The sequence below is a fragment of the Flavobacterium segetis genome (genome assembly GCF_900129575.1).
Taxonomy (GTDB): Bacteria; Bacteroidota; Bacteroidia; order Flavobacteriales; family Flavobacteriaceae; genus Flavobacterium; species Flavobacterium segetis.
On sequence record NZ_FQWE01000004.1, the window covers coordinates 1 to 22,622 of the forward strand.

Here is a 22,622-nt window from a genome sequence, read left to right on the forward strand (position 1 = left end):
CGGCATCTTTTAGAAAAGATACAAAGAGTTTGAAGAGTTTTTTAAGTCCTGCTGGATTCCCCTTTCTAAAGTCGGATATACTGTGGTAGTTGGGTTTGATGCCCAATAAAAGCCACTGCAACTCTATATTACGAGCGCACTCTTTTTCTAACTTTCGGGAGCTTCTTAGCCCATTGAGATAACCATACAAATAGATTTTAAGAAACAGCTTAGTATCGTAACTCGGTCTGCCTTCGCTTTTTATAGTTTGTACGGTAAAACCCATCGCCGTTAAACTCAGGGCATCTATAAAACGAACGGGGTTGTCTGGTAAAATAGTGTCTTCTAAACTAGAAAAACACATTTGGTTGCGCGGTATTCCTGTGATGTGTTGCCTTGTTAAATATACAACTTTTCTTCCTTTTATTAAAATAATTTGACTATTTTTGAAAGAAATAAACCGAAGTTTTTTCACAGACTGACGTTAGGCATCACTTTGGCGCGACACATAGAAAAACTGAAATAAATCACAAATCTTTTGCTTAAATACCATAAATTGGTATATTTGTATAAAATAAAAAAGTATGGCACGAAACACATCGATTTTAATTGGAGAATATTATGAGAATTTCATAAATGGACAAATTGCAACTGGAAAATATAGTTCCGTAAGCGAAGTAGTTAGAACTGCATTAAGACATTTTGAAGAAGAAGAAAATCAAAAAAAATCTTTGATTAGCGAATTAGAAATTGGAGAAAAAAGCAAAAAAATCGACAATTTTGACAGGAACGAAAACTTAACTTTGCTGAATAAAAACTTCCAAAAATAATGGCGGAATATATAATCAGTGAAAAAGCGCTTGAAGACTTAAATAATATTTGGAATTACACAGCAGAAAATTGGTCACTTGAACAAGCGAACCGATATTATAACTTAATTGTTGACGAGATAGAATATGTTTCTGAAAATTTTGAGGCAACAAAAGATTTTGGCTATATTAGAAAAAATTATAAATTTTCAAAAGTTAAATCGCATTTGGTGTTTTATAAGAAAACTAAAAATACAGAAATAGAAGTCGTGAGAATTTTACACGAAAGAATGGACATAAAAAATAGAATAAACGATTAAAAAAGAAAAGCGAACGCCTAATCGAGTAGACGGCTCCGTCCCTAATGAAACGGAGTGCGCCTCTCACACCACCGAGCGTAAGGGTCACGTATTCGGCGGTTCGCAAAGAGATGGATTAAGTGAGATGTAAACATCAGTCAAGGATTGATACCCTTTTTGTTTTAAGTGTTTCAAGGTTATGGTAGTTCCTAAAATTGGACTCTGAGCAATCGCCCAAGCACCTTTTCGAGTTCGACTCCATGCATAGGCGTAGTCTTGATCAATTCCTAATCGTATGAGGTTTTTCCTCTTCCGTTCAGGTTTTTTCCAATCATGCCAAATACAGTAACGAAGCCGGTTTACTCATAAGTGTTTATTGTTTTTTTTGTATTCGTGATACCGCTTCGCTACATTCTGAGCCAGTCCTCTATATCCCGTAATTTCCCCATAATACTCGTTCCCCGAAAATAGTTTAACCATCCTCGTTGAATTTCGTTTATCTTGGCAATACGGTCTTCTAGCTTGATGGTCTAGTCCTTATGTATTTATCGTGTGAATCGTAAATACTAAAGTTTGTACAGACAAGGCGTCTACAAAACGAACTGGATTATCTGGTAAAATCGTGTCTTCTAAACTTGAAGAACACATTTGGTTGCGCGGTATTCCTGTGATGTGTTGTATTATTAAGTATACAATCTTTCTTCCTTTTACTAAGATAATTTGACTATTTTTGAAAGAACGAAATGGAAATTTTTTCACAGACTGACGTTGGCAAACATTTAAAAAAAATGAAAGAATTTATTAATACTTTTTTCCAAGCATCAAATGAAAGATTAAGAAATCCATTGATTTTTTACTTTTTTATTTCTTGGATAGCATTTAACTGGAGACCAATTATTACATTATTTCTTTCTGAAAAAAAAATTGAAGAAAGAATTAATTATATTGGTACTAATTTCAATGACATTCAGTTAACATTATATTATCCTTTGTTTGTAAGTTTAGGTTATGTAATCTTACTACCATATTTCACTTTGCTAATAGAAAAAATTGTTCAGCTTGCTAAAATTGGAAGAAAGAACAACTATGTTAATGAAAAGATTTCTGATTTTGTTGGTAAGCAAAAAATAGCAAAAGAAGAAAGAAAATATGAACAAGAAAAAGCTGGTAATGCAGAAATTTCAGAATTGAATACACGAATTGAAGAACTTCTAAGAACAAACGATGAAAAGCAAAAATCAATTGATAGTTTGAAAATTGACTTAACAAACGAAAAGAAAGAAAGAAATAAATATGAACAATATATAAGTCTTGATAGTCAGGATGATTTAGAATATTCAATTGAACTTAAAAAGCAACTAGATGAAGAATATGAAGATTTTTTAAAAACAGAAGTGTCAACATATTTTGAAAGAATTGGAACGGAAATAAGTCAATTCAAATCAATACCAAAAAATACTGAACTAATAATAATTGAAAAATTAATATATAGTGGTTTAATAAAGAAAGTTGATGACGATGAAAATCAAAGAACGTATTTTATTTTAACTAAAAAAGGAAAGTATTTTTGGAAAAATTATGTCATGTCCAAAAACATTTTGACTCAGCAAGAATCAGAAAGGGAAGATGACTTACCATTTTAAACAAAAAAACGTTTGCTAATAGCAAAGGCTTCGTTGCGTCTGAAAGACGAACAATGAACCCGCGGTTGAACGCAATCGATTACATGCCGTCAAAACTATGGAGTTATCGTAAAATGAGAAGAGAGATTACAAGAGGCTAAAACACCTCTTTTTTTTGCATTATAAACACACTCTTTTTTTATAGTGATTCCTGCACTCCAAGCTTCGGGATTGTGCATAAAATCGCTTACCCATAAAGTTAATTTTTGGGGTCCCGATAGCTTTTGGGAGAACTTTGACTACCGCCAAGATACCAAACAGGCGGACCGCGCTGGTCAAAAACCGCTATCTGGTGTAAATTACCTGCTTTGCAACACGGACATTTGGGTAAAAAATGTTTATTCTCTACCTTCTCTAGCACTTTTACCTGTAGTTTTTCTTGTAAAACCTTAATTTTTTGACATTTCCAATATTTTAGCCCCTTATAAGTTTGGAGTGTTCTTATAAATTTCAAACTCCTATATTTGATCTATATAATAAATGGACTTTTAATCAGAAGCCAGAAACATTAGCTAATGCAGAAGAAATAGGAATTGTAAAGACTTGCCGCAAATGTGCCGTTACCTAGTCAAACTAGTTTACAAAGTCTAGCAACAACTAAATTAGTTACCCTTTTTTTGAGTAAGATAGGATTTATCCGTCTTAAACTATTTTTCTCACTAAATGATGATGCCTCCTACAATATTATTCATGAAAAAGAAATTTTCAATTTAACAAATGCAATATCATTTTGTTAAAAAATACTATCGCTTACAAGTCTTCTCCGCTAATCAACACCGCTCTAATAGCAAGTGCATCATTGGTTGAAACTTACCTGATAAATTCTTTGTAAAAATCACATTCATTAATTGAAAACAGTTCTGTTAACTTTTTGAATTACCTGCTTGTTACTAAAATTTTACTATTGTCCTATTTTGTAATTTACATTCTGCTTAAGGATATAGGTCACTGAATATTCATAATAGACATCTAATTTGCTTCGACGTCCCTTTAGACTCTTCGTTCTATTACTTTGAAATGTTTTCTTTTTGATATTGCAAAAACAGCAATTTATTTATTTTGCATTACAAAAAGCAATATTTTAATACAGTAAAACTTAATTATTAAATCAAATCTGACAAAGTATCATCATAAAAACTAAAGCTTAAGTACGATTAGAAATAACAGTAAAAATTATAAACCTTTCTGACTCCAATGCAGACTCTTTGTATCAAACGAATCTTTTTACTTTGACCACAGCACCTTCAACCGAAGACAAATCCTCTTCATTCTAAACATAATTTAAAAAATATTCTGCCTAAGTTTAGAAAAAAAATTAATCGAGCGAAAGTCTTTCGGCAAAAGCCAGAAAAATAATATTCAGTCACTAAAATATTTCTCCTTCTCCACCCAAAAATTCTCCAAACTCCCTTATATTGCAATAATAATTTTTAAACTATGAAAATAAATTTACTTTATTGCGATACACAAAGACCAGATAAAAGAGCGATTGCCAAATGTATTGCAGAAATCTCTGTGAATGTAAGTGATTCGTTGGCGAATGAGCTGACAGGTATCCTGCTGGACGGTGATCCAGTGGATATTGAAATAGATGATAAAAACTCTAGTTCAGTGCTCAGAGACTTGCGGAAACTAAATATCGACTACGAAATTATAGAATAATTTTATCGGTTTTACAATAAGATATTATTGAATAAAAATATAAAAAATCGCAAATCGCTTGCCTCTAAATGATACAAGTGATTTGCTATATTCTAGAAAGCAAAACATTCTGACGAAATATTTAGTTATGGTGCAATGTGACCTAAAATTATAAAGAAATAGTTTTGAAACCCATTTCCTGCAAGCCAAACATATAAGCGAAACCATCGGGAGTTGTATGAATTGAAGTGTGGTAATCTGATTTTTTTACCTCGAGATGATTCATTGCAAACTCACAAACTACAAGACTTATTCCTGCTTTTTCGCTCATTTCGATAAAAGGTTTTAAACTTTAGTCTGTGGCTAAATCTTTTACTACCGAACTAATTAATACGATTTGGAAATCAATTTTTGGATTGTTGGCCTTTAGCGTTTGTCCGGTATGTACCGCAGCTTGAAAATAACGTGCATTTGGAACAAGTATCGCATATTTACCTGTCTTTTTAACAGCATTTTCAACCGATGCAACCGATGCTGATTGCGCCATAACTGGCGTCAAGAAAATAGATCCTGCAAAAACTAAAAGAGCAATTAAAAAATGATTTTTCATTTGATTTATTATTTTTAAAAAATTTGATTTACTTGATATTTTTCTGTGACCTAAATCACAACTGTAAAGGTAGCCCATCTGTTTTGCGGAGCATGTAACAATTGTTACAAACAATGATGGCGTTTGAGTTTTTTTCTCAATATAAGCTAAATGTCTATCTATTTTCTTTTGATTGAAATTAGCTTTCTTGCTCTTGTGCGCTTTGCTTTTAGTACCATCGATAGAGATAGTTTCACCGGCAATCAAGTCCACATCTTTAAGGAATGACAAAGAGTTTGAACAGGTTTTTTAATCCCGCTGAATTCTAATTTCTAAAGTTAGAAATACTATGGTGATTGGGTACAATTCCGCATAAAAGTTATTACAATTTGATATTGCGAGCGCACTCTTTCTCTAGTTTTCTAGCACTTCTTGGACCATTGATCTATCTATATAAATAAATCTTAAGAAACCATTTTGAATCGAAACTTGGACCAACTTCTGCCTTTATCGTGTGAATCGTAAAGCCTAAAGCTTGTAGTGATAACGCTTCCGCAAAAGCATTTACAAAATGAATTAGATTACCTGGTAAAAACGTGTCTTCTAAACTTGAAAAACACATTTGGTTGCGCGGTATTACTACGTGGTGTTGCACCATTAAATATACAACTTTTCATGCTTACAAATTCTAAATATATAGAATATTAGAAAGAATAAAACGGTAGTTTTTTCATAGACTTACGTTAGCGAGAATTTGATTATGGCAAATTATATCTTCAAAAGCTATAAAGAAGGTTCAAAAGCTGGAGCAAGATTATTGTTTTTCAACCAATTTCTAACCAACGCTATGACCTATCTTTTTCTGAATTTTAGGGCCTTTATGATTGCAATGCATCCATAATTATTCATCAGCTCTACTCTACTCAGAATTCTAATAATTTCAATATTTCCTGAACTATTTTATGCTAAGAGATACAGCGCTTCACAATCTTTATGGGCTTATGCATACAGCGTTTTGTACACATTTGAACTACTCTGGATCGCGGCTTATGCTTATTGCAAAAACAGGCAAAAGTGGCTGGCTAACAAGAAAATTGGCTACTTAGCTGTCAGTCTTTTGCTAGTAGCTTCTCAGTTTGCGATAAGAAACTCGTTGCTAAAATACTCAACTATTAAATTTAATCTTCCTTTTAACAATAAATTTTTGTGAAGCTTTAAATTCGGGAAAGATAGAAAATTTTGTCTTCGAACCTTTTTTGGGCGAGCCCTTTCGCCAGAAAGACTATTGTCAAATAGCCGATTTATCTTGGCTCAGGTCAGGCTGTCTGCTTTTTCTTTTCTGGCAAAAAAGCCAGAAAAGGATGTCGCGACCATCCTTCTCGCATAATTTTCTTGAATAGATATTTTTGAATTTCCAATTTTAATTGTGATACGAACGCCTACTGCATCTAGATTTAACATCGTGGCAGAGGCATATAGTCACTCATAAAGGAGACTTAGTGCTTCTTTCTATGTACCTTGCGAGCTTATGTTTATTTAATGCACATCTATGCCCGAAAAATTACAAGATTTACACAAAAAAAAACCATTTCTAGGTCTCATTGTTAACAAAAAAGTGTTTTATCCGTCACTTCTTATTGTCGTTGTTAGTGTCATACTAGCAATGCTCTTCAGCGGACAAGCTCAAAGTAGTTTTGAAAATGCACAGCGAATTGTCGCCGAAAAGGGCGGATGGATTTACACAATTTCTGTCAATGCTTTTATTATATTTTGCCTTTTTATGGCCTTCGGAAAATATAGCTCCATTAGATTGGGCGGACCAAAAGCCAAGCCCGAATTTAAAGTTCACGCTTGGTTTGCAATGCTCTTTAGTGCAGGAATTGGAAATGGCCTGGTACTCTTTAGTATTGCAGATCCCGTTCGAGATTTTATGAACCCTCCCCGACTCGCCGCAGATGCTGCTCCTACGGCAATAGCTCAAGAAGCTATCAATTTTTCTTTTTTGCATCACGGAATTCACGGTTGGGCAATATACTCTGTGATAGGCCTTTCACTAGCGTACTTTACTTACAATAGAAAAATGCCGCTCACTATACGCTCGGCCTTTTATCCATTACTTGGCGATCGGATCTACGGCTGGATCGGCGATGTTATTGATGTTATTGCTGTGGTCGCCACGCTCTTTGGTCTAGCAACGACAATGGGCTTTGGTGTTGGACAAATTAATGCTGGTTTCAATCATGTATTTGGCATCGCAAACAGTCTTCCTACCCAATATTTAATTATTTTGGGTATTACTCTTATAGCCACAATATCAGTGGTAAGTGGTGTCAATAAGGGAGTTAAATTTTTAAGCGAACTAAATGTTGGTGTTGCCGCAGTCATTTTTATTATGGTGTTATTATTGGGTCCGACCGCATTTATTCTTACAAGTTATGTACAAAATATTGGAAGTTACCTGACCAACTTTTTAGATCTAGCCACCTGGTCTGATTCGTATGGAGGTGATTCTTGGCATAATAATGTCACACTGATGTATTGGGGCTGGTGGGCTTCTTGGTCGCCTTTTGTAGGAACATTTATTGCTCGAATTTCCAGAGGTAGAACAATCCACGAATTTATTCTAGGCGTTTTATTTCTTCCAGCCTTAGTCACGTTTTTATGGTTTTCTGCTTTTGGTGGTACCACAATGTTAGGATTAATGGAAGGTGATTTCGCAGTAGCAAATGCGGTAGACGAAAATATTTCTACTGCGCTCTACGTCTTTTTTGAAAAATTTCCATTAGCAATAGTGCTAAAAGTCTTAGGAATGATTCTTATTTGTAGTTTCATTATTACTTCTGCAGATTCGGGAGCACTAGTAGTAGACGGAATTACCTCTGGTGGTGACAAAAAAACACCAGCGATCCAAAGGATTATTTGGGTATCACTTTCTGGAATTATTGCAGCAACATTATTAACTGGAGGTGGCTTAGGTACATTACAAGCCGCGGTTACTATTTCAGGATTACCTTTTACAATTCTGCTTTTGATGATGTGCGCGTCTTTATATATGGGTATTAAAGAAGATTACAAAGTTAGTCAGCGTAGATCTAATTTAAAGCCAGACGAATCCTATAATAGCGATTTAATTAAAATTTTAGAAGAAGAAAATGTTTTAGAAGAAGATGAAAAACTGATACTAACCGAGGAAAAAATCGCAAAACAAATCACTGATAAAGAAGAAGGAAAATTTTAAATTTCAGAAGTTTTTTTTTAAATTAAAAAGTGTCGAAAATAGCTTCCCGCTTTAGTTACACTACTGATAATGATTATAAAATTGCCATTATGAAAAATATTCTCGTTGCTACCGACTTAACCGAAATGGATGAAAAAGTAATCAACTATGCAAAATTCCTAAAAAATAAATGGAATCTTGACACTATAAATTTTGTTCATAACATCCGTCTCTATGACATTGATGATACGCTAAAAGATCTATTGGGAACAAAAGATATTAAATCTATAATTCACCGAAACCTTAATGCTAAAATATCCAAAATTTTTCAAGAAGATGAAAATTATACTTTAGAAATCCTTGAAAATGCAAATACCGAGTACGCGTTGAAAAATTGGGCAGAGCGAAATAATGTCAGTACGATTTTGCTAGGATTTAAACAAAAAGACAATGGTACTGCCGCAATGTCACAAAAACTGATTCGGATTTTTAAGGGAGATGTCCTACTGGTGCCGGCAAATGCGGCTCTGAGTTGGGATCGAATTTTAGTGCCTACAGATCTAAGCGCAATGTTTCGCACAATACATGCAAAAATGGAGGTCTTAAAGAGGATAAATCCACCAGTAAACTTTAGGATTGTGAAATCTTTTAATATTCCAACTGTGTTTTTTCCTTATATTGATATTGAGGATCAAAAGGTCATAAAAGAAGCTGAAAAACACATTAACAAACAATTTATCGATGCTAAGAAAAAATATAAAATTAGCGACGATGATGTTTTTGTTGCAGTCTTTAGAGGTAAAAATAGTATTGTAGAAATTATCAAAAAAGAAAGTAAGGCATTTAACGCCGACTTGATATTAATGAGTGCCAAAGGCGATAGTAGTGTGAGTTCAATCCTAATTGGTAGCACTATTAATGAGCTGATAAATAGCGCACCGTTTAAAGCTATCTACATTTTAAAGGAAAAGTAAACTTTAAGGTCCTAGCAATATGAATTATACAAAAAAAGACTAGTTAAAAATTTCATCTTTTTTTGTATAATTCTAATCTTGAAGTCAGTGCTGCCTAAAACTGGGCGGTACAAGAAAGTAATTCCTATAGTAATTAGATTCAAATTTATTGCTACAAAAAGATAAATCTGTCAATTTTTGATTGTCAATTTTTGCAACACTTATTATCCACAAAGCTATTTCAAAAATTAATTAGAAATCAGATTGAATCGATTTCGATTAATTTTTCAGATGGCGGTGTAAATCACTTCAATTTACAATACCGCAGGAAAGGTGTCATAAAGATGTGATTATGACACATGCAATGAACTTTGTTCAACTTAATAATTATCTAAATAGATTTTAAAAATTTTCTCTCTTAAACTTACTATATAAAAAAAATGTTGTGATCATTCACTATATTCCATTTTAATAGATAGTACGTTTACTTATTTTTCTTAGCCACTTCCTATTTTTTACTATTTCAATCGGTGAGTTCTGTTAAGGCAATTCGTGTGAGGCACGATTTTTCTGTACCTGTGGTTTCGCCCATTTCAAAATCTTTTAGTTTGTCCAAATTATCCAAACAACATTAAAAAAAACGTTTTCAGAATCTTTTAACACATGCTTTAAAATTAAATACGGCTTCTTGTTATCCAATCTAAAAACCCCGCTGGCGATATGAGTCGAACTTTCTACAAAGCTCAAAAAGAAATTTCACTAGAACCTTAGGTTTTTAAAATGATACGTTTAAAGTTTTTTAGGAATATAAGTTCATCGAGCAAATACAATTTAATTCAGTTGAAGAGTATAATAAAATGTACCATGAAGCCGAAGTGCGCATCGAGAGGAATTTGTGTTTTCTAAATAAAGTTAGCAAGTATCACCTTTATTCTATTTCAAATAGTTGTAAAATTTATATTGGAGATTTTCGAAATATTGTGCTTCAATTTTTTGTTAACCATAATAGTAGAAATAATTGCGATCCTTTACTTTATCAATTATCGTACTCTATTTATTCATAGTTCAATCATCACTGGTTTAAAATTTAGCAAAAGTCAGTTATAAAATAATTGCACATTGATTTTATTTCAAATTTATTATGTTGTTTAAACTTCAATATCGATGCTTAATTCGTTGCCTCAATCAACAGTACTTTTAGCGTACTGTTTCTAGTCATAATATTCAAATGCATCAATGATATCTAAATAAACGCCGTCAAATCCGGCATTCAGTATTTTTTTAAGATAAGAATTTTCATTGCTGTAAATAATATTTTGCCAGTCAGAACTCCAATATCTAACTTTGAAGTTCCCTGGCCAAGCCGGATTTTCTGCATCTAGCCAAACCGGTTTATTTTTACTCCAGCCTGATTCCCAATAATATCTATAATCTTCAGCCTCGCCTATTGACATATAGGAAACTACAAGTCTTTTGCCACCATTTGCCTTATTTTTTAATTGATTTATTTCTAAAGCTGTAAATGGTGTTCCATCCGTAAAGAATAAATCCATAATTAATAAATCATAATTTGTGGTCACAACGGCATTAATAAAACTATTTTTTGAGGAATAATTTGTTGGATTTATAAGATAGAGAAAGTTTTTCACTTGACCCATAGATGTTGCTGCAGCATTATTTTCTAGGTAAATTTTGATAGGATAATTTGGAATAGTATTTAATTCTCGCTGGTTTGCTGCAAAAGAAACATATCCTGAATTATTGTTTTGAAGATAGGAATTGTCAACCTTGGTAGATGTTGAGCAATAATCAGTTACTAATATTTTTTTATTTGAACTTCTAGCAAGATTTAAAAATTCTTTAAGATAGGAAATGGTAACAGCTGGTGTAGCTTGATTGTCATCGTCGTAGCCATACCATAAATCCTCTTGACCAACTGCATCTATGGCATTTAAGTATTCATTATTTTTTTGTTGTGTATTGTCTCCATCAATGCTCACTAATTCGATTCCGTTTTGAGGTATGATATTAAACTTTGGGTTGATCGCTTTAGAATATCGACTTATTCCAATGACAAAATCGCGCATTTTTTGCTTGGAATTTGCGACAGTGTTCTCAGTTGACTCGTCATTTTTACTACATGATGAAAAAGTAATAAGTACTAGGAAAGTGAAGTATAGGATTTTCATATTACATTTTAGTAAGTTTTTAGTTATTTTTTTGCAAACTCAATTATGAGAAAAGCTTAAACGAGTTTAATTTATTAAACGACTGAAAATAAACGGTATTGTAAGAGAAAGTTAAATTATGATAATTAAAGCTTTCTACTCCGATCATGCAGATTTGAAATCTGTGCGCGCTCTTATGATCAATTAAACATAAATACATTTAAAGCAACTTTCAAGTTTCACTTAAATGATTTTCCTTTTAAAAAAAAACCTCTTTTTTAATGAATGTAGCTTTTGAATCGTTTTATTTACTCAACTTTATTGGCACGAAATACAATTCGGCGTTCTCATTCGCGAGAGTAACTTGTAATATCTGAGCGATCGGCTATTGAAATAGCAATAATGAAAAATTGCTAGATCGAAAAAAGTTTGTTACGGCTCAAAATTTTTAATGGTTGATAATAACTCAGTTTTGTAATTGTAAATTTCATCTAAAGAAGATATTAATTTTTTTTCTCCGTTGTCCTTTCCGTTATTAAAAAGCTCGATATATTTATTGGAAGAATTAAAATGTAAACGACAAATAGGCTTTCTATTATTATCATCTAATAAAATTCCAAAATAAGACTGCGTATCTCTAAATGCAATTCTTGAGGCAGGTAGTACTTCGCGTAGTATTGCTTTAACGATTTGAGAACCTTCAATTTCTTCTTCTGATGTAATGAATTTTGGAGTTTCCACGTTATTGTCAATTGCAGTAATTTGTTCACCTGCTTTTGAAGGAACGGCTTCTGAAATATTTAAAGCATTTTTTAAGCGGAAATTTATAGATTCATTAATAGAACTAGAAAAAGCCTTTTTCGTATATTCTCTAAATGCAATTAATCTTGGTGCTGTTAAAGGCTTACTAAAAAATCGATTGACTAAAAGACGAACCATTTCATCAGAAGGTTCTTGAATTTCTTTTTCAAATTCGTTTCTAATTGCTTTTATATACTTTAGTCCTTCTGCTGAATCTAAGATCTCTTCGAGATTATAACCATTTTTCGAAAAATTCTCTAAGATTTTTAGACTTGTATCTTTTAAGTCAGATATGTCTAAAGTGAAAAATGGTTTTTCGTCCATTATATTCGGCTTTTCTAAATCTGCATAAAAATTATAAATATGTCCATTAGTTAAAACTCCAAAACGTGACTTTGAGACATGATAATATCTATGAAGTTGAGAATTATGCGCATCAACATTTTCTTTCCAATTTTTACATTCTATTATTAAAATTGGCTCACCATCTCGTTTGATAACGTAGTCGATCTTCTCTCCTTTTTTAGTCCCTATGTCACAAATAAATTCAGGAATTACCTCCGTTGGATTGAAGATATCATATCCAAGAATTTGAATAAAAGGCATAACAAAAGCATTTTTTGTAGCCTCCTCCGTATTTATTTGATCTTTTAAAGAGTCAACTCTTTGATGTAATTGTTGTAATTTTAATTTTAAATCTTCCATCATACAATTAATTTTAATTTTATTTACAATTTTATTTTGCGGGATTTCACACAACTCGTATATTTATAAAACTTTATTTAACCAATCTACCCATATTTGGGTTATACTAGATAGTTCGAATCATTTTTGTTATCCCCTCAAATATATAATTTATTTCCGAAAAAACTGATATAAAATTATTTGTCCAAATTAATTTTTACAAATACAGTATCATGACGGTAACCCGTTCACGTCCTCAAATAATTGAGATTTCCTAGCCCTGATGGAAGTGGTATCCTTTTTAATAATTCAGGCTAGAAGCCTTTGAAAGGCTTTTAGCCTGAATTATTAAAAAGATATAGCGGACAGCAGGATTAGCTCCAAAAAATTGATACTAGTAGCACTAGATTAAGAAACCGTTCAGTGCTTAAGATTTGGAATTATAATCTCAACTTGAAACAACTTACTTTAAACAAAAATTTCGTAAATTTGCACTCCAAATAAAGGACTAGAATATGTTAGATAGACTTCAAATAGTAAAACAACGTTTCGATGAGATCTCGGATTTGATTATACAACCCGATGTAATCTCTGATCAGAAGCGTTATGTGCAGTTGAATCAAGAATACAAAAGTTTGAAAGCGCTCGCTGAAAAACGTGATGAATATGTAATTTTAATGGCCAATATAGAAGAAGCCAACGAAATTATTGCCGATAACAGTGATGCCGATATGACCGATATGGCCAAAATGCAACTGGATGAAGCTAAAGAAAGATTACCAGAATTAGAGGATGAAATAAAATTCATGCTTATTCCTAAAGATCCCGAAGATGCAAAAAATGTGATGGTGGAAATTCGTGCCGGAACCGGTGGCGATGAAGCAAGCATTTTTGCAGGAGATTTATTTCGCATGTACACTAAATATTGTGAAAACCATGGCTGGAGAACATCTGTGGTTGATATGAATGAGGGAACTTCGGGCGGTTTTAAAGAGGTGATTTTTGAAGTAAGCGGGGAAGATGTGTATGGAACTTTAAAATTTGAAGCTGGTGTTCACCGTGTGCAACGAGTTCCTCAAACGGAGACGCAAGGACGGGTTCACACATCGGCAGCGACAGTGATGGTGCTTCCTGAAGCCGAGGAATTTGATGTGCAAATTGACATGAACGATGTGCGTGTCGATTTCTTTTGCTCGTCAGGACCTGGAGGACAATCCGTAAATACAACTAAATCAGCAGTGCGATTGACTCACATTCCTACTGGATTAGTAGCGCAATGTCAAGATCAAAAATCACAACATAAAAATAAGGATAAAGCGTTTGGGGTTTTACGTTCTCGTTTATACGAACAAGAATTAGCTAAAAAGCAAGCGGAAGATGCCACTAAGCGTACTTCTCAAGTGAGTTCAGGTGACCGTTCAGCTAAAATTCGTACCTATAATTATGCTCAAGGTCGTGTTACAGATCACCGTGTAGGTTTAACTTTATACGATTTAGGAAATATAATGAATGGTGACATTCAAAAAATTGTTGATGAATTAGCGCTAGTCAACAACATGGAAAAACTAAAAGAAGCTAGCGAAGTTTTCTAATCTTAGATTCTACTTAAAATAAAAAGCCAGCGAAAATATTTTCCGCTGGCTTTTTGAGTAAAAAATATTTTTTAAAGACTAAAGAATGCTTTCTTGTTCTTTTTCAAGGCTTAATTTCTTTTCAAAAATTTTATTTCTAAAGGACTCATATTGGGCTGTAGCAGCATTAATTTTTTTATCAAAAATGGTGTTGTCTTCAAGCTTGTCAATTTCCAGATTGAGTTTTATTAATTTCATATCGTACTCCCTAGCTATTGCGCTCCAGTTTGCAATGGCGTGATCATTATCTCCTTTCCGGACAGAATCAATAAAGCTTACATAATCTTTCGTTACTTTTTGCGCTTTCAGTTCGTTTTCACTTTTACATGAAATTAGTGTTATCAAGACTAATAACAGTAGTAATTGTAATTTTAAATATTTCATTGTATTTTAATATTTTTAATCAATAACATAGTAGACTGACATCAAGATAGATTTCTATTTCACTTTTACTATCTTACAAAGAGATCATTTCTATTTCTTAATGATTGATTTAGGGATTTACAGTACTTCCAAAGGAATTTTATGCAAGTGTTAAACTGTATAATTAATTCATTACATGCTGCTACAAAATTATAGTAGTCATAATAAAATCTGTTACATCTAGAAAGAAGTATGTTATAAAATTTAAAGATATTAAAAACGGAGGAATCGTACAATCCATTACTGTTTTTTACGGGAGTTCAGTATCGAATTCTTAGAAGTTTTTTTTAAAATTTAATTAGGTACAATTCACATTGACATTAAACCGAATTCACTTTCAAGAATCGATTATAAACTTTCGTGTTTAAGAATCGTGAAATAAGCGAAACAACAAGTTAACTTTTATTCAACTGGCAAATAAACAGTAAATTCAGATCCTACGCCTGTTTGGCCTTTTGCAAAAATAAATCCTTTGTGGTTTTCAACAATTTTTTTACAAATAGCAAGACCAATTCCTGTTCCTTTATATTCATTTTTGTTGTGCAGTCTATTAAATAGCACAAAAATATTTTTAGCATATTTTTGTTCAAAACCTATTCCGTTATCTGTAATATTTATTTTGTGGTAATTATGGTATGTATCGGGCAAAAATTCTTCCTCATTAGAAATAACTTCTGCATAAGTAATCTCGACAATTGGCGGAATGCCTTGTCGGTGATATTTAAGAGAGTTACCAATTAAATTGATAAACAATTGCTGAATTTGGAACGGAATAACATCCAAAACGGGTAAGTTATTAATTTTTATAATCGCGTTTGTATCCTCTATGGTTTGAGCCAGATCTTGTTTTGCATTTTCAAGTAACGTATTTAAATCCGTTTCTTCAAAGTTCTTTTCTGTTCTGTTTGTTCGCGAAAACTGCAATAGGTCGTCAATCAAAACGCGCATTCTGTTAGTTGATTTTTGAATATTAGAAACGTATTGCTGACCTGACGGTGATAGATTATTAAAATCTTTAGTGATGAGTCGAGAGATAAAAGTTTCAATTTTACGCAAAGGTTCTTGTAAATCGTGGCTTGCTATATAATTGAAAGCGCTTAGTTCCTTATTATTGCTTTCTAACTCTCTATTACGCTCTTCCGTTAGTATTTTATCGTCTATATCAGATGTTATGTCTCTAGTTGTACCAATGAATATTTTATTATCAGATGAAAATGTGACAACTTCTCCCGTTCCTTTTAAATACCTCACTTCTCCATCCTTTCTAATTATACGATACGTAAAAGGATGCAAATCATTATGAGTTAGTATGTTTTTTGTGTTTTTATCTAATAATTCTTTATCATCAGGATGAATAAATTTAGCATATTCCTCTCTTCCTGCCTCGAATGACTGCGGTTCACAACCCAATAATCGATATTGATTATCTGAAAAAGTATATTTTCCAGTTTCTAGATTTAATTGCCAACTCCCAAAATTTCCAATAATTTCTGAAAGCTTATTGACTTCTATGGCAACGGAAAGAGTATTAATTGTATTTCGAAGTAAAACTAAATCTTTATTCATCTTAATGAAAGCAATCGTAATTAAGATTAAAGTTATTAATAGTGTAAGGTAAATTAAGAGCGGTGTATAATTCATAGTTGAATTATAATCTTGCTGTCTGTATCTCAAAAGGCTTTTTTGAGTAACTATCATCCCTTCAATCTCAGTCCGAATAGAATCCATTGCAAGTTTGCCAATAGTCGAATTTTCAGCTAATGCCTTTTCATCATTTACTTCTTGTTCTACTAGATAAAGCGTTTTTGATAAAAAATTTAGTCGCCTACTGATGAGATATTGCAGCCGTTTTAAATTTCGTTGTTGTGTACGGCTATTTGAAGTGAGTTCAGCAACTCTTTTATATGATTTTTTTATTCGTTGCTTAGAACTGTAATAAGGGGTTAAAAAATTCTTGTCTTTGCTTAATAAGTAGCCTCTTTGACCCGTTTCAGCATCTTTAACATAAGAGAGTAAGCGCTCCAATTCTATATTAACTTCATAACTTTGAGCAATCCATGTTGACGATTTTTTTAAAACCGTAATATGCTTAAAAGTAATTGCCCCTATGAAAAAGATAATTGCCACTGAAATGATGAAAATTATCTTTAAAAAAAGAGGGGATTTATGAAGCTGAATATGTTCCATCTTACATTCTCATTAAAAAATTTTCTTTATTTAATCCTGATGTATGGTATTGCCAGTTCATGGTTACAACCTCGGAAAGGATTTTTTTAAGATTTTCAAAATCATTTGGTTTTTTAATGTAAATATTGGCGCCATTTACAAAAGTTTCCTCAATATGCTCTTCTGAGGAAGAAGTCGAGTATATTGCTATTGCAATATCATCTAATTTTCTATTTTTTTTAATCTCTAATAAACATTCTACGCCGTTCTTTTTTGGCATATTTAGATCTAGAAACAATACATTAGGCAAAATTGAATCTTCATTGTTTAAATAATTCATCAACTCAACACCGTCATTAAATGTGCTTACTTTTGTATTTATTCTCAACTCATCAAATGCATCTGTAAAAAACAATCTGTCGTCTTCATCATCGTCAGCAAGGCAAATGTTAATGTAATCAGCTGTCATAAAAGTGGGGTTTAGTTGTTGTTTTTATTTGATAATTCTCGTCGTTTGTTTATGATTTTATGGAAAGCAGAGGGAGTCATTCCTGTCATGTGTTTAAACTGTGTACTTAAATGAGCTACGCTTGAATAATTCAATTGAATTGAAATTTCAGTTAAATTGAATGAAGTATTGATCATTAATTGTTTTGCAAGTTCTATTTTTTGAATTATGATAAAATTTTCAATCGAAGTATACGTTACTTCTGAAAAAACATTAGATAAATAAGGATAGCTAAGATTCAATTTTTCAGCAATATAAACGGAGCTCTTTATATTAAATGGTTTATCAGTGTGAACCATTTCAACAATTGTATCTTTTATTTTTTGAACCAAAACACTTTTTTGATTTTCAACAATGCCAATGCCATATTCAGAGAATGTGCGGGTAATTTCCTCGATTTTATCAGAGGGTACTTTTTCTAGAAAATTGAATTCTCCAAATCCAATAATGTTAAATTTAAATCCCAATTCTGATAGCTTTTCATGAACAATTTTTTTTGTCAGTTGAGCGTAATCAAACTTTAAATATATCTTCATAAAATTCTGTTTAACGGTAAAGATATAAAATTGTTTAAATTAAATTGAATTTCCTTTTTAAATCATATCAAAATAAACAACTGTAAAAAGATACAGTACTTTTGTACGCCTATTTTATGTACTTAACATTAGTTTGTTATATTTTGAATATAAGGAATTTATAAAAAAAAATAGATTGACATTTGCAAAAAATTAAATTACAAAAAAACCAAATTATACAATTGTTAATTTTAAATTATTTTTAAAATAAGTTTATTTTTTAAAATACAATTTGATTCTTTACGAACTTATAATCTAATATTTTATGCAATTTAAAGTCGATATCAATTCTATGTTTGTAATTTTGCAAAACAACTTACAAACATGACAACACAACAAATAATTGAACAGATTAAATTTAAAAAATCATTTCTTACAATAGGCTTAGATGTTGATTTAGAAAAGATTCCAACGCACTTATTACAAGTCGAAGATCCAATTTTTGAATTTAATAAAGCGATAATTGATGCTACACATGATCTTGCAGTTGCTTATAAACCCAACATCGCTTTCTATGAAGCTTACGGGATTAAAGGCTGGATTTCATTAAAGAAAACAATTAATTATATCAATGAGAAATATCCTGAGATATTCACTATCGCTGATGCAAAACGAGGAGATATAGGAAACACCTCATCAATGTATGCAAAGGCATTCTTTGAAGATCTTCAATTTGATAGTGTTACGGTAGCCCCTTATATGGGGAAAGATTCAGTAGAACCCTTTTTAGCTTTCGAAAATAAACATACAATTATGTTAGCGCTTACTTCTAATGACGGCGCTTTTGATTTTCAAACGTTACTTGTAAATAAAGATCAACAAGAAAAGGAATTGTATAAAGAAGTTTTAGAAACTTCAAAAAAGTGGAAAAATAGTGAAAACTTAATGTATGTTGTAGGAGCTACAAAAGCAGAATATTTCGCTGAAATTCGAAAAATAATCCCTGATAGTTTTTTATTAGTTCCTGGGGTTGGTGCACAAGGCGGAAGTCTTGCTGAAGTTTGTAAATACGGTTTGAATTCAAATATTGGATTACTAATCAATTCGTCACGAGCTATTATTTATGCTTCAAATCGAACTGATTTCGCTAAAAAAGCAAGAGAAGAAGCATTGAAAATAAAACAAAAAATGGAAGTGATATTGCAAGCAAATTTATAAAATATAACAATATTCAGTAACATTAATTTATAGGAATCAAAATACCAGGTCTATAACAGTAAAATTTGCTGCTTAATGCCTTTGTGGCAAAAGATAAAATCAAATGATAGAATAAAATTTGAATCTTTCGTCATAATTTTTATGTTGATTTCTTATTTATAGTCAAAGCTTGTTGATTCATTTTGAGCTTTTAGAACAACAAGAACTGCAGCATTTCATCAAGCATCAGTTAACAAATAAAACAGTGAAGGATCTAAAAAGTAAGTAAAACTGCAATAATTTGCGTCTTCGTAGCTAAAAAAAAAATTCCCTAAGTAAAATAAAATTTTAAAGTGAAATTAAAAACACTAATTGATCAAATTGGCACTTCCCATTCTTTTACAACTTCGCCACAGCGAATCATTTCTCTCGTTCCTTCACAAACAGAATTGTTATTTGAATTAGGTTTAGAAAGTCGTTTAGTAGGAATTACAAAATTTTGTGTTCATCCTTGTCATTTAAAATCCACAATTAAATTAGTAGGCGGTACAAAAAAAGTGCATTTTGAAAAAATTAAATTATTAAAGCCTGATATTATAATTTGTAATAAAGAGGAAAACACAAAGGAAATTGTAGAAGAATTAAGTAAGATTTGTCCAGTTTGGATTACTGATATTATCACCATTGAAGATAATTTCCAAATGATAAATGATTTTGGAAAACTTTTTAATTGCAGAACTGAAGCGCAGAAGTGGAATGACAAATTAGCTTTTGCATTGAGCGATTTCAAAAATTTTGTAAAAAATATTCCAGTTAAAAAAGTTGCGTATTTTATATGGAAAGATCCTTTTATGGTCGCCGGAAGAGATAATTTTATAAATGAATTACTAAAACTTAATCATTTTGAAAACATCTACGCCAACAACTCTGAAAAAGCAGGAAGATATCCCGAAATCGAGATCGAAAAAATAAGATCAGCTGGTGATCCAGATTTAGTATTTCTTTCTTCGGAGCCATTCCCATTCAAAGAAGAACACGCTTTCGAAATTGGATTACACACACATCACGCGACAACGGTATTTGTAGATGGTGAAATGTTCTCTTGGTACGGAAGCCGCTTGCTTAAAGCATTCGACTACTTTAAAAAATTACATGCAAAGCTATGATTCGCATTTTTCCAAAATTAATTCTTTTTTAAATACAGGAATTTTAGTACAGTCAAAATTAATTTTAGACATCATTTTATATTCGGCGACAAGCTTTTCAATTTCACTATTATCTTTCAATAATCCTTTCATAAATGAAAATTTTGACGAATTTACATTTTACATTTTTAATTTTAGCATTATTTTTGGTTAAGATTGACTTTTAAAATTAAAGTTCTATTTTTACAAAAAAAAGAGGTGATCAACTATACCATTTACGAAAACACGAATACTACACAATGGGTTACTTTTGTGCATGGTGCGGGCGGTAGCTCTTCTATTTGGTTTAAGCAAATACGTGATTTTAAGAAAGAATACAACGTTTTACTACTTGATTTACGCGGACATGGCAAAAGTAAAACCACTCTTAAAACAGCTTTTAAACAAAAATATACTTTTTCAGCACTTGCTAATGATATTCTTGAGGTCTTAAATTTTTTAAAAATTGAAAAATCACATTTCGTTGGAATATCTTTAGGAACTATTTTAATTCGGCAATTAGCTGAAATGTATCCTGAACGTGTACAAAGCATGATTTTAGGAGGCGCAATTTTAAAAATGAATTTTAGATCACAAGTTTTAATGCGCGTAGGAAATGTTTTTAAATATGTTTTACCTTATTTACTGCTGTATAAGCTTTTTGCATTTGTAATAATGCCAAAAAAAAATCACAAACAATCTCGTTTGCTTTTTATCAATGAGGCGAAAAAATTATATCAAAAAGAGTTTATAAAATGGTTTAAATTGACCGCAGAAATTAATCCAATATTAAAATGGTTTCGCCAAGTCGAATTAAATATCCCTACGCTTTATGTAATGGGCGAAGAAGATTATATGTTTCTCCCTTCTGTTAGAAAAGTAGTTGAAAGTCATTATAAGTCATCAGAGTTATTTGTAGTAGAAAACTGTGGACACGTTGTAAATGTGGAACAACCTAATGCTTTCAATGAAGCTGTTCTTGCTTTTATGAAAAGGACTAAATAAAAAAATGCCCACATCACAAAGTGATGAAGGCAATTCTTTAACTAACCAAAACCAAAATAATAAATAACCAGTTTATTACTCTACAAAGATCAGGTTAAAAGCCGTGTTTCGTTGTTAAGATTATGTTATTACTTTGTTGATGATAAGTTAAAGATTATTGGCTGATTTTTTGGCTTATTTATAACTAAAGATTTAATGTATAGATTTATAATATTAATAGTTCAATTCTACTTTACGATCGTTTTTATTCACTGCTAAGCAAGGCAACTTGCTCCTAAATTTCTATCCTGAATTAATAAAATACGACTGTCTTATTTTCGTAGACCATCACCTTCCTCTCCGCATGTAATTTTATGGCTCTCGCCAAAACCGTGCGTTCTAAATCCTTGCCTTTCATAATAAAATCAGCAACTGAATTTACATGTGAAACTCTTACTATATCTTGCTCAATAATGGGGCCTTTATCCAGTGCGTCTGTCACATAATGACTCGTTGCACCTATTATTTTTACACCTCTTTTAAAAGCAGAATGATATGGTTTTGCTCCCGGAAAAGCAGGTAAAAAGGAATGATGAATATTGATGATTTTGTTTTCATACAATGAGATCATTTTAGGTGTAATAATTTGCATGTAACGCGCTAGAACTATGAAGTTAATTTCAAACTTTTTAAGTAATTCTAGCTGTCTTTTCTCGCCTTCATCTTTAGTTTCTTTAGTGATAGGAATATGATAAAAAGGAATATTAAACTGATCTGCAATTGATTTTAAATCATTGTGATTACTAATAATCAAAGGAATTTCAACATTCAATTCTTCCGCACTAAACCGACCTAAAATATCATATAAACAATGATTGTATTTGGATACAAATAATGCCATTCTTGGCTTTACTCCGCTAATGTAAAAATTCCACGACATGCTAAAATCTTTTGCAAGAGTTTGCTCGAAAATAGTTTTTACAGCGACAAAATCTGTCTTTAGTGAAAATTCACCTTCTAAACGCATGAAAAATACATTTTGTTCCACATCAACATGTTGATCTAAATAGGTAATATTTCCTTCGACTTTAGATATAAATGAGGTAACAGCGGCAATAATTCCTTTTTGATCTTTACAGTGAATGAGGAGTGTGATCTTTTGCATTTTGGTTGATTAATTTACACGTAGTTG

Annotated in this window: 24 protein-coding genes and 1 pseudogene; 10 read left to right on the forward strand and 15 right to left on the reverse strand. The window is 31.7% G+C overall.

From position 1 onward, the window contains the following. Positions 1 to 454, reverse strand: a 454-nt coding sequence (locus BUA99_RS06370) for a transposase (protein WP_234972921.1), incomplete at its 3' end; no start/stop codon positions are given. Positions 455 to 563: 109 nt separating this feature from the next. On the opposite strand from BUA99_RS06370, the gene BUA99_RS06375 reads away from it, so the two are divergent. After that, positions 564 to 809, forward strand: a complete 246-nt coding sequence (locus BUA99_RS06375) for a type II toxin-antitoxin system ParD family antitoxin (RefSeq protein ID WP_072989775.1) — start codon at positions 564 to 566, stop codon at positions 807 to 809. Further along, the gene (locus BUA99_RS06380) at positions 809 to 1,108 is read left to right on the forward strand and encodes a type II toxin-antitoxin system RelE/ParE family toxin (protein ID WP_072989778.1); all 300 of its coding nucleotides are present in this window, start codon (positions 809 to 811) and stop codon (positions 1,106 to 1,108) included. Before BUA99_RS06375 ends, BUA99_RS06380 begins: the two co-directional genes overlap by 1 nt. A 386-nt stretch (positions 1,109 to 1,494) precedes the next feature. Here BUA99_RS06380 and BUA99_RS15600 read toward each other — a convergent pair whose 3' ends face one another. Both BUA99_RS15600 and BUA99_RS06390 read right to left on the reverse strand, forming a co-directional pair. Beyond that, positions 1,495 to 1,614, reverse strand: a complete 120-nt coding sequence (locus BUA99_RS15600) for a group II intron maturase-specific domain-containing protein (RefSeq protein WP_449404141.1) — start codon at positions 1,612 to 1,614, stop codon at positions 1,495 to 1,497. A 10-nt stretch (positions 1,615 to 1,624) separates the two neighbouring features. Next, positions 1,625 to 1,846 carry a hypothetical protein gene (locus BUA99_RS06390; RefSeq protein WP_072989781.1) on the reverse strand — a complete coding sequence of 74 codons (222 nt, stop codon included), beginning with the start codon at positions 1,844 to 1,846 and terminating at the stop codon, positions 1,625 to 1,627. A gap of 29 nt (positions 1,847 to 1,875) precedes the next feature. Between BUA99_RS06390 and BUA99_RS06395 the strand changes: the two genes are divergently transcribed. Next, complete coding sequence (locus BUA99_RS06395) at positions 1,876 to 2,730, forward strand: hypothetical protein (RefSeq protein ID WP_143151723.1); 855 nt, start codon at positions 1,876 to 1,878, stop codon at positions 2,728 to 2,730. 238 nt (positions 2,731 to 2,968) lie between these two features. Here the strand turns inward: BUA99_RS06395 and BUA99_RS15605 are convergent. Continuing rightward, positions 2,969 to 3,178: pseudogene (locus BUA99_RS15605) on the reverse strand (IS91 family transposase); the annotation flags it as partial. A gap of 1,028 nt (positions 3,179 to 4,206) precedes the next feature. Between BUA99_RS15605 and BUA99_RS06405 the strand changes: the two are divergent. Next, the gene (locus tag BUA99_RS06405) at positions 4,207 to 4,431 is read left to right on the forward strand and encodes a hypothetical protein (RefSeq protein WP_072989787.1); all 225 of its coding nucleotides are present in this window, start codon (positions 4,207 to 4,209) and stop codon (positions 4,429 to 4,431) included. 148 nt (positions 4,432 to 4,579) lie between these two features. On the opposite strand, the gene BUA99_RS15080 is transcribed toward BUA99_RS06405, so the two are convergent. The 4 genes from BUA99_RS15080 to BUA99_RS15085 all read right to left on the reverse strand — a co-directional run bounded on the left by BUA99_RS15080 (position 4,580) and on the right by BUA99_RS15085 (position 6,460). Beyond that, on the reverse strand, positions 4,580 to 4,741 hold the full coding sequence (locus BUA99_RS15080; protein WP_159430926.1) for a hypothetical protein: 162 nt from the start codon (positions 4,739 to 4,741) through the stop codon (positions 4,580 to 4,582). 21 nt (positions 4,742 to 4,762) lie between these two features. After that, a complete protein-coding gene (locus BUA99_RS14940; RefSeq protein WP_143151724.1) occupies positions 4,763 to 5,290 on the reverse strand; it encodes a hypothetical protein in 528 nt (175 codons plus the stop codon). Positions 5,291 to 5,444: 154 nt separating this feature from the next. Next, a complete protein-coding gene (locus BUA99_RS14945) occupies positions 5,445 to 5,657 on the reverse strand; it encodes a hypothetical protein (protein WP_072989792.1) in 213 nt (70 codons plus the stop codon). A 653-nt stretch (positions 5,658 to 6,310) separates the two neighbouring features. Continuing rightward, complete coding sequence (locus BUA99_RS15085) at positions 6,311 to 6,460, reverse strand: hypothetical protein (RefSeq protein WP_159430927.1); 150 nt, start codon at positions 6,458 to 6,460, stop codon at positions 6,311 to 6,313. A gap of 88 nt (positions 6,461 to 6,548) precedes the next feature. On the opposite strand from BUA99_RS15085, the gene BUA99_RS06420 reads away from it, so the two are divergent. Both BUA99_RS06420 and BUA99_RS06425 read left to right on the forward strand, forming a co-directional pair. Further along, positions 6,549 to 8,237, forward strand: coding sequence for a BCCT family transporter (locus BUA99_RS06420; RefSeq protein WP_072989795.1), 1,689 nt, complete (start codon positions 6,549 to 6,551; stop codon positions 8,235 to 8,237). Between the two features lie 89 nt (positions 8,238 to 8,326). Further along, positions 8,327 to 9,190: a universal stress protein gene (locus BUA99_RS06425; RefSeq protein WP_143151725.1), complete on the forward strand. Its 864-nt coding sequence runs from the start codon at positions 8,327 to 8,329 to the stop codon at positions 9,188 to 9,190. A 1,190-nt stretch (positions 9,191 to 10,380) separates the two neighbouring features. Here BUA99_RS06425 and BUA99_RS06430 read toward each other — a convergent pair. Further along, positions 10,381 to 11,358, reverse strand: coding sequence for an endo alpha-1,4 polygalactosaminidase (locus BUA99_RS06430; protein ID WP_072989800.1), 978 nt, complete (start codon positions 11,356 to 11,358; stop codon positions 10,381 to 10,383). A gap of 411 nt (positions 11,359 to 11,769) precedes the next feature. After that, entirely contained in the window at positions 11,770 to 12,846 is a 1,077-nt protein-coding gene (locus BUA99_RS06435; protein WP_072989803.1) for a type I restriction endonuclease, read from the reverse strand. Positions 12,847 to 13,337: 491 nt separating this feature from the next. Between BUA99_RS06435 and prfA the strand changes: the two genes are divergently transcribed. Beyond that, entirely contained in the window at positions 13,338 to 14,414 is a 1,077-nt protein-coding gene (prfA, locus tag BUA99_RS06440; protein ID WP_072989807.1) for a peptide chain release factor 1, read from the forward strand. A 78-nt stretch (positions 14,415 to 14,492) separates the two neighbouring features. Here prfA and BUA99_RS06445 read toward each other — a convergent pair whose 3' ends face one another. The 4 genes from BUA99_RS06445 to BUA99_RS06460 form a co-directional block, all read right to left on the reverse strand. After that, a complete protein-coding gene (locus BUA99_RS06445; RefSeq protein ID WP_072989810.1) occupies positions 14,493 to 14,837 on the reverse strand; it encodes a hypothetical protein in 345 nt (114 codons plus the stop codon). Between the two features lie 441 nt (positions 14,838 to 15,278). Then, a complete protein-coding gene (locus tag BUA99_RS06450; RefSeq protein ID WP_072989813.1) occupies positions 15,279 to 17,063 on the reverse strand; it encodes a sensor histidine kinase in 1,785 nt (594 codons plus the stop codon). Between the two features lies 1 nt (position 17,064). Then, complete coding sequence (locus BUA99_RS06455; protein ID WP_072989816.1) at positions 17,065 to 17,511, reverse strand: response regulator; 447 nt, start codon at positions 17,509 to 17,511, stop codon at positions 17,065 to 17,067. Positions 17,512 to 17,522: 11 nt separating this feature from the next. Beyond that, on the reverse strand, positions 17,523 to 18,086 hold the full coding sequence (locus BUA99_RS06460; RefSeq protein ID WP_072989819.1) for a helix-turn-helix domain-containing protein: 564 nt from the start codon (positions 18,084 to 18,086) through the stop codon (positions 17,523 to 17,525). A 363-nt stretch (positions 18,087 to 18,449) separates the two neighbouring features. Between BUA99_RS06460 and pyrF the strand changes: the two genes are divergently transcribed. From pyrF to BUA99_RS06475, 3 genes are all read left to right on the forward strand, one after another. Beyond that, positions 18,450 to 19,283 (forward strand): orotidine-5'-phosphate decarboxylase, encoded by an 834-nt coding sequence (pyrF, locus tag BUA99_RS06465; RefSeq protein WP_072989822.1) that lies wholly within the window; start codon positions 18,450 to 18,452, stop codon positions 19,281 to 19,283. Between the two features lie 332 nt (positions 19,284 to 19,615). Continuing rightward, on the forward strand, positions 19,616 to 20,428 hold the full coding sequence (locus tag BUA99_RS06470; protein ID WP_072989825.1) for an ABC transporter substrate-binding protein: 813 nt from the start codon (positions 19,616 to 19,618) through the stop codon (positions 20,426 to 20,428). Positions 20,429 to 20,665: 237 nt separating this feature from the next. Beyond that, positions 20,666 to 21,451 (forward strand): alpha/beta fold hydrolase, encoded by a 786-nt coding sequence (locus BUA99_RS06475; protein WP_072990618.1) that lies wholly within the window; start codon positions 20,666 to 20,668, stop codon positions 21,449 to 21,451. A gap of 292 nt (positions 21,452 to 21,743) precedes the next feature. On the opposite strand, the gene purU is transcribed toward BUA99_RS06475, so the two are convergent. Continuing rightward, positions 21,744 to 22,595 carry a formyltetrahydrofolate deformylase gene (purU, locus tag BUA99_RS06480; protein ID WP_072989828.1) on the reverse strand — a complete coding sequence of 284 codons (852 nt, stop codon included), beginning with the start codon at positions 22,593 to 22,595 and terminating at the stop codon, positions 21,744 to 21,746. Positions 22,596 to 22,622 lie beyond the last annotated feature (27 nt).

Bases quoted from the DNA above. Each gene is read 5' to 3' on its own strand.
- BUA99_RS06425 (WP_143151725.1), top strand. From the start codon at position 8,327: ATGAAAAATATTCTCGTTGCTACCGACTTAACCGAAATGGATGAAAAA.
- BUA99_RS06430 (WP_072989800.1), bottom strand. From the start codon at position 11,358: ATGAAAATCCTATACTTCACTTTCCTAGTACTTATTACTTTTTCATCA.
- purU (WP_072989828.1), bottom strand. From the start codon at position 22,595: ATGCAAAAGATCACACTCCTCATTCACTGTAAAGATCAAAAAGGAATT.
- BUA99_RS15085 (WP_159430927.1), bottom strand. From the start codon at position 6,460: ATGTTAAATCTAGATGCAGTAGGCGTTCGTATCACAATTAAAATTGGA.
- prfA (WP_072989807.1), top strand. From the start codon at position 13,338: ATGTTAGATAGACTTCAAATAGTAAAACAACGTTTCGATGAGATCTCG.
- pyrF (WP_072989822.1), top strand. From the start codon at position 18,450: ATGACAACACAACAAATAATTGAACAGATTAAATTTAAAAAATCATTT.
- BUA99_RS06445 (WP_072989810.1), bottom strand. From the start codon at position 14,837: ATGAAATATTTAAAATTACAATTACTACTGTTATTAGTCTTGATAACA.
- BUA99_RS06450 (WP_072989813.1), bottom strand. From the start codon at position 17,063: ATGGAACATATTCAGCTTCATAAATCCCCTCTTTTTTTAAAGATAATT.
- BUA99_RS06455 (WP_072989816.1), bottom strand. From the start codon at position 17,511: ATGACAGCTGATTACATTAACATTTGCCTTGCTGACGATGATGAAGAC.
- BUA99_RS06460 (WP_072989819.1), bottom strand. From the start codon at position 18,086: ATGAAGATATATTTAAAGTTTGATTACGCTCAACTGACAAAAAAAATT.
- BUA99_RS14945 (WP_072989792.1), bottom strand. From the start codon at position 5,657: ATGGTGCAACACCACGTAGTAATACCGCGCAACCAAATGTGTTTTTCA.
- BUA99_RS06380 (WP_072989778.1), top strand. From the start codon at position 809: ATGGCGGAATATATAATCAGTGAAAAAGCGCTTGAAGACTTAAATAAT.
- BUA99_RS06405 (WP_072989787.1), top strand. From the start codon at position 4,207: ATGAAAATAAATTTACTTTATTGCGATACACAAAGACCAGATAAAAGA.
- BUA99_RS06395 (WP_143151723.1), top strand. From the start codon at position 1,876: ATGAAAGAATTTATTAATACTTTTTTCCAAGCATCAAATGAAAGATTA.
- BUA99_RS15080 (WP_159430926.1), bottom strand. From the start codon at position 4,741: ATGAGCGAAAAAGCAGGAATAAGTCTTGTAGTTTGTGAGTTTGCAATG.
- BUA99_RS06375 (WP_072989775.1), top strand. From the start codon at position 564: ATGGCACGAAACACATCGATTTTAATTGGAGAATATTATGAGAATTTC.
- BUA99_RS06420 (WP_072989795.1), top strand. From the start codon at position 6,549: ATGCCCGAAAAATTACAAGATTTACACAAAAAAAAACCATTTCTAGGT.
- BUA99_RS06435 (WP_072989803.1), bottom strand. From the start codon at position 12,846: ATGATGGAAGATTTAAAATTAAAATTACAACAATTACATCAAAGAGTT.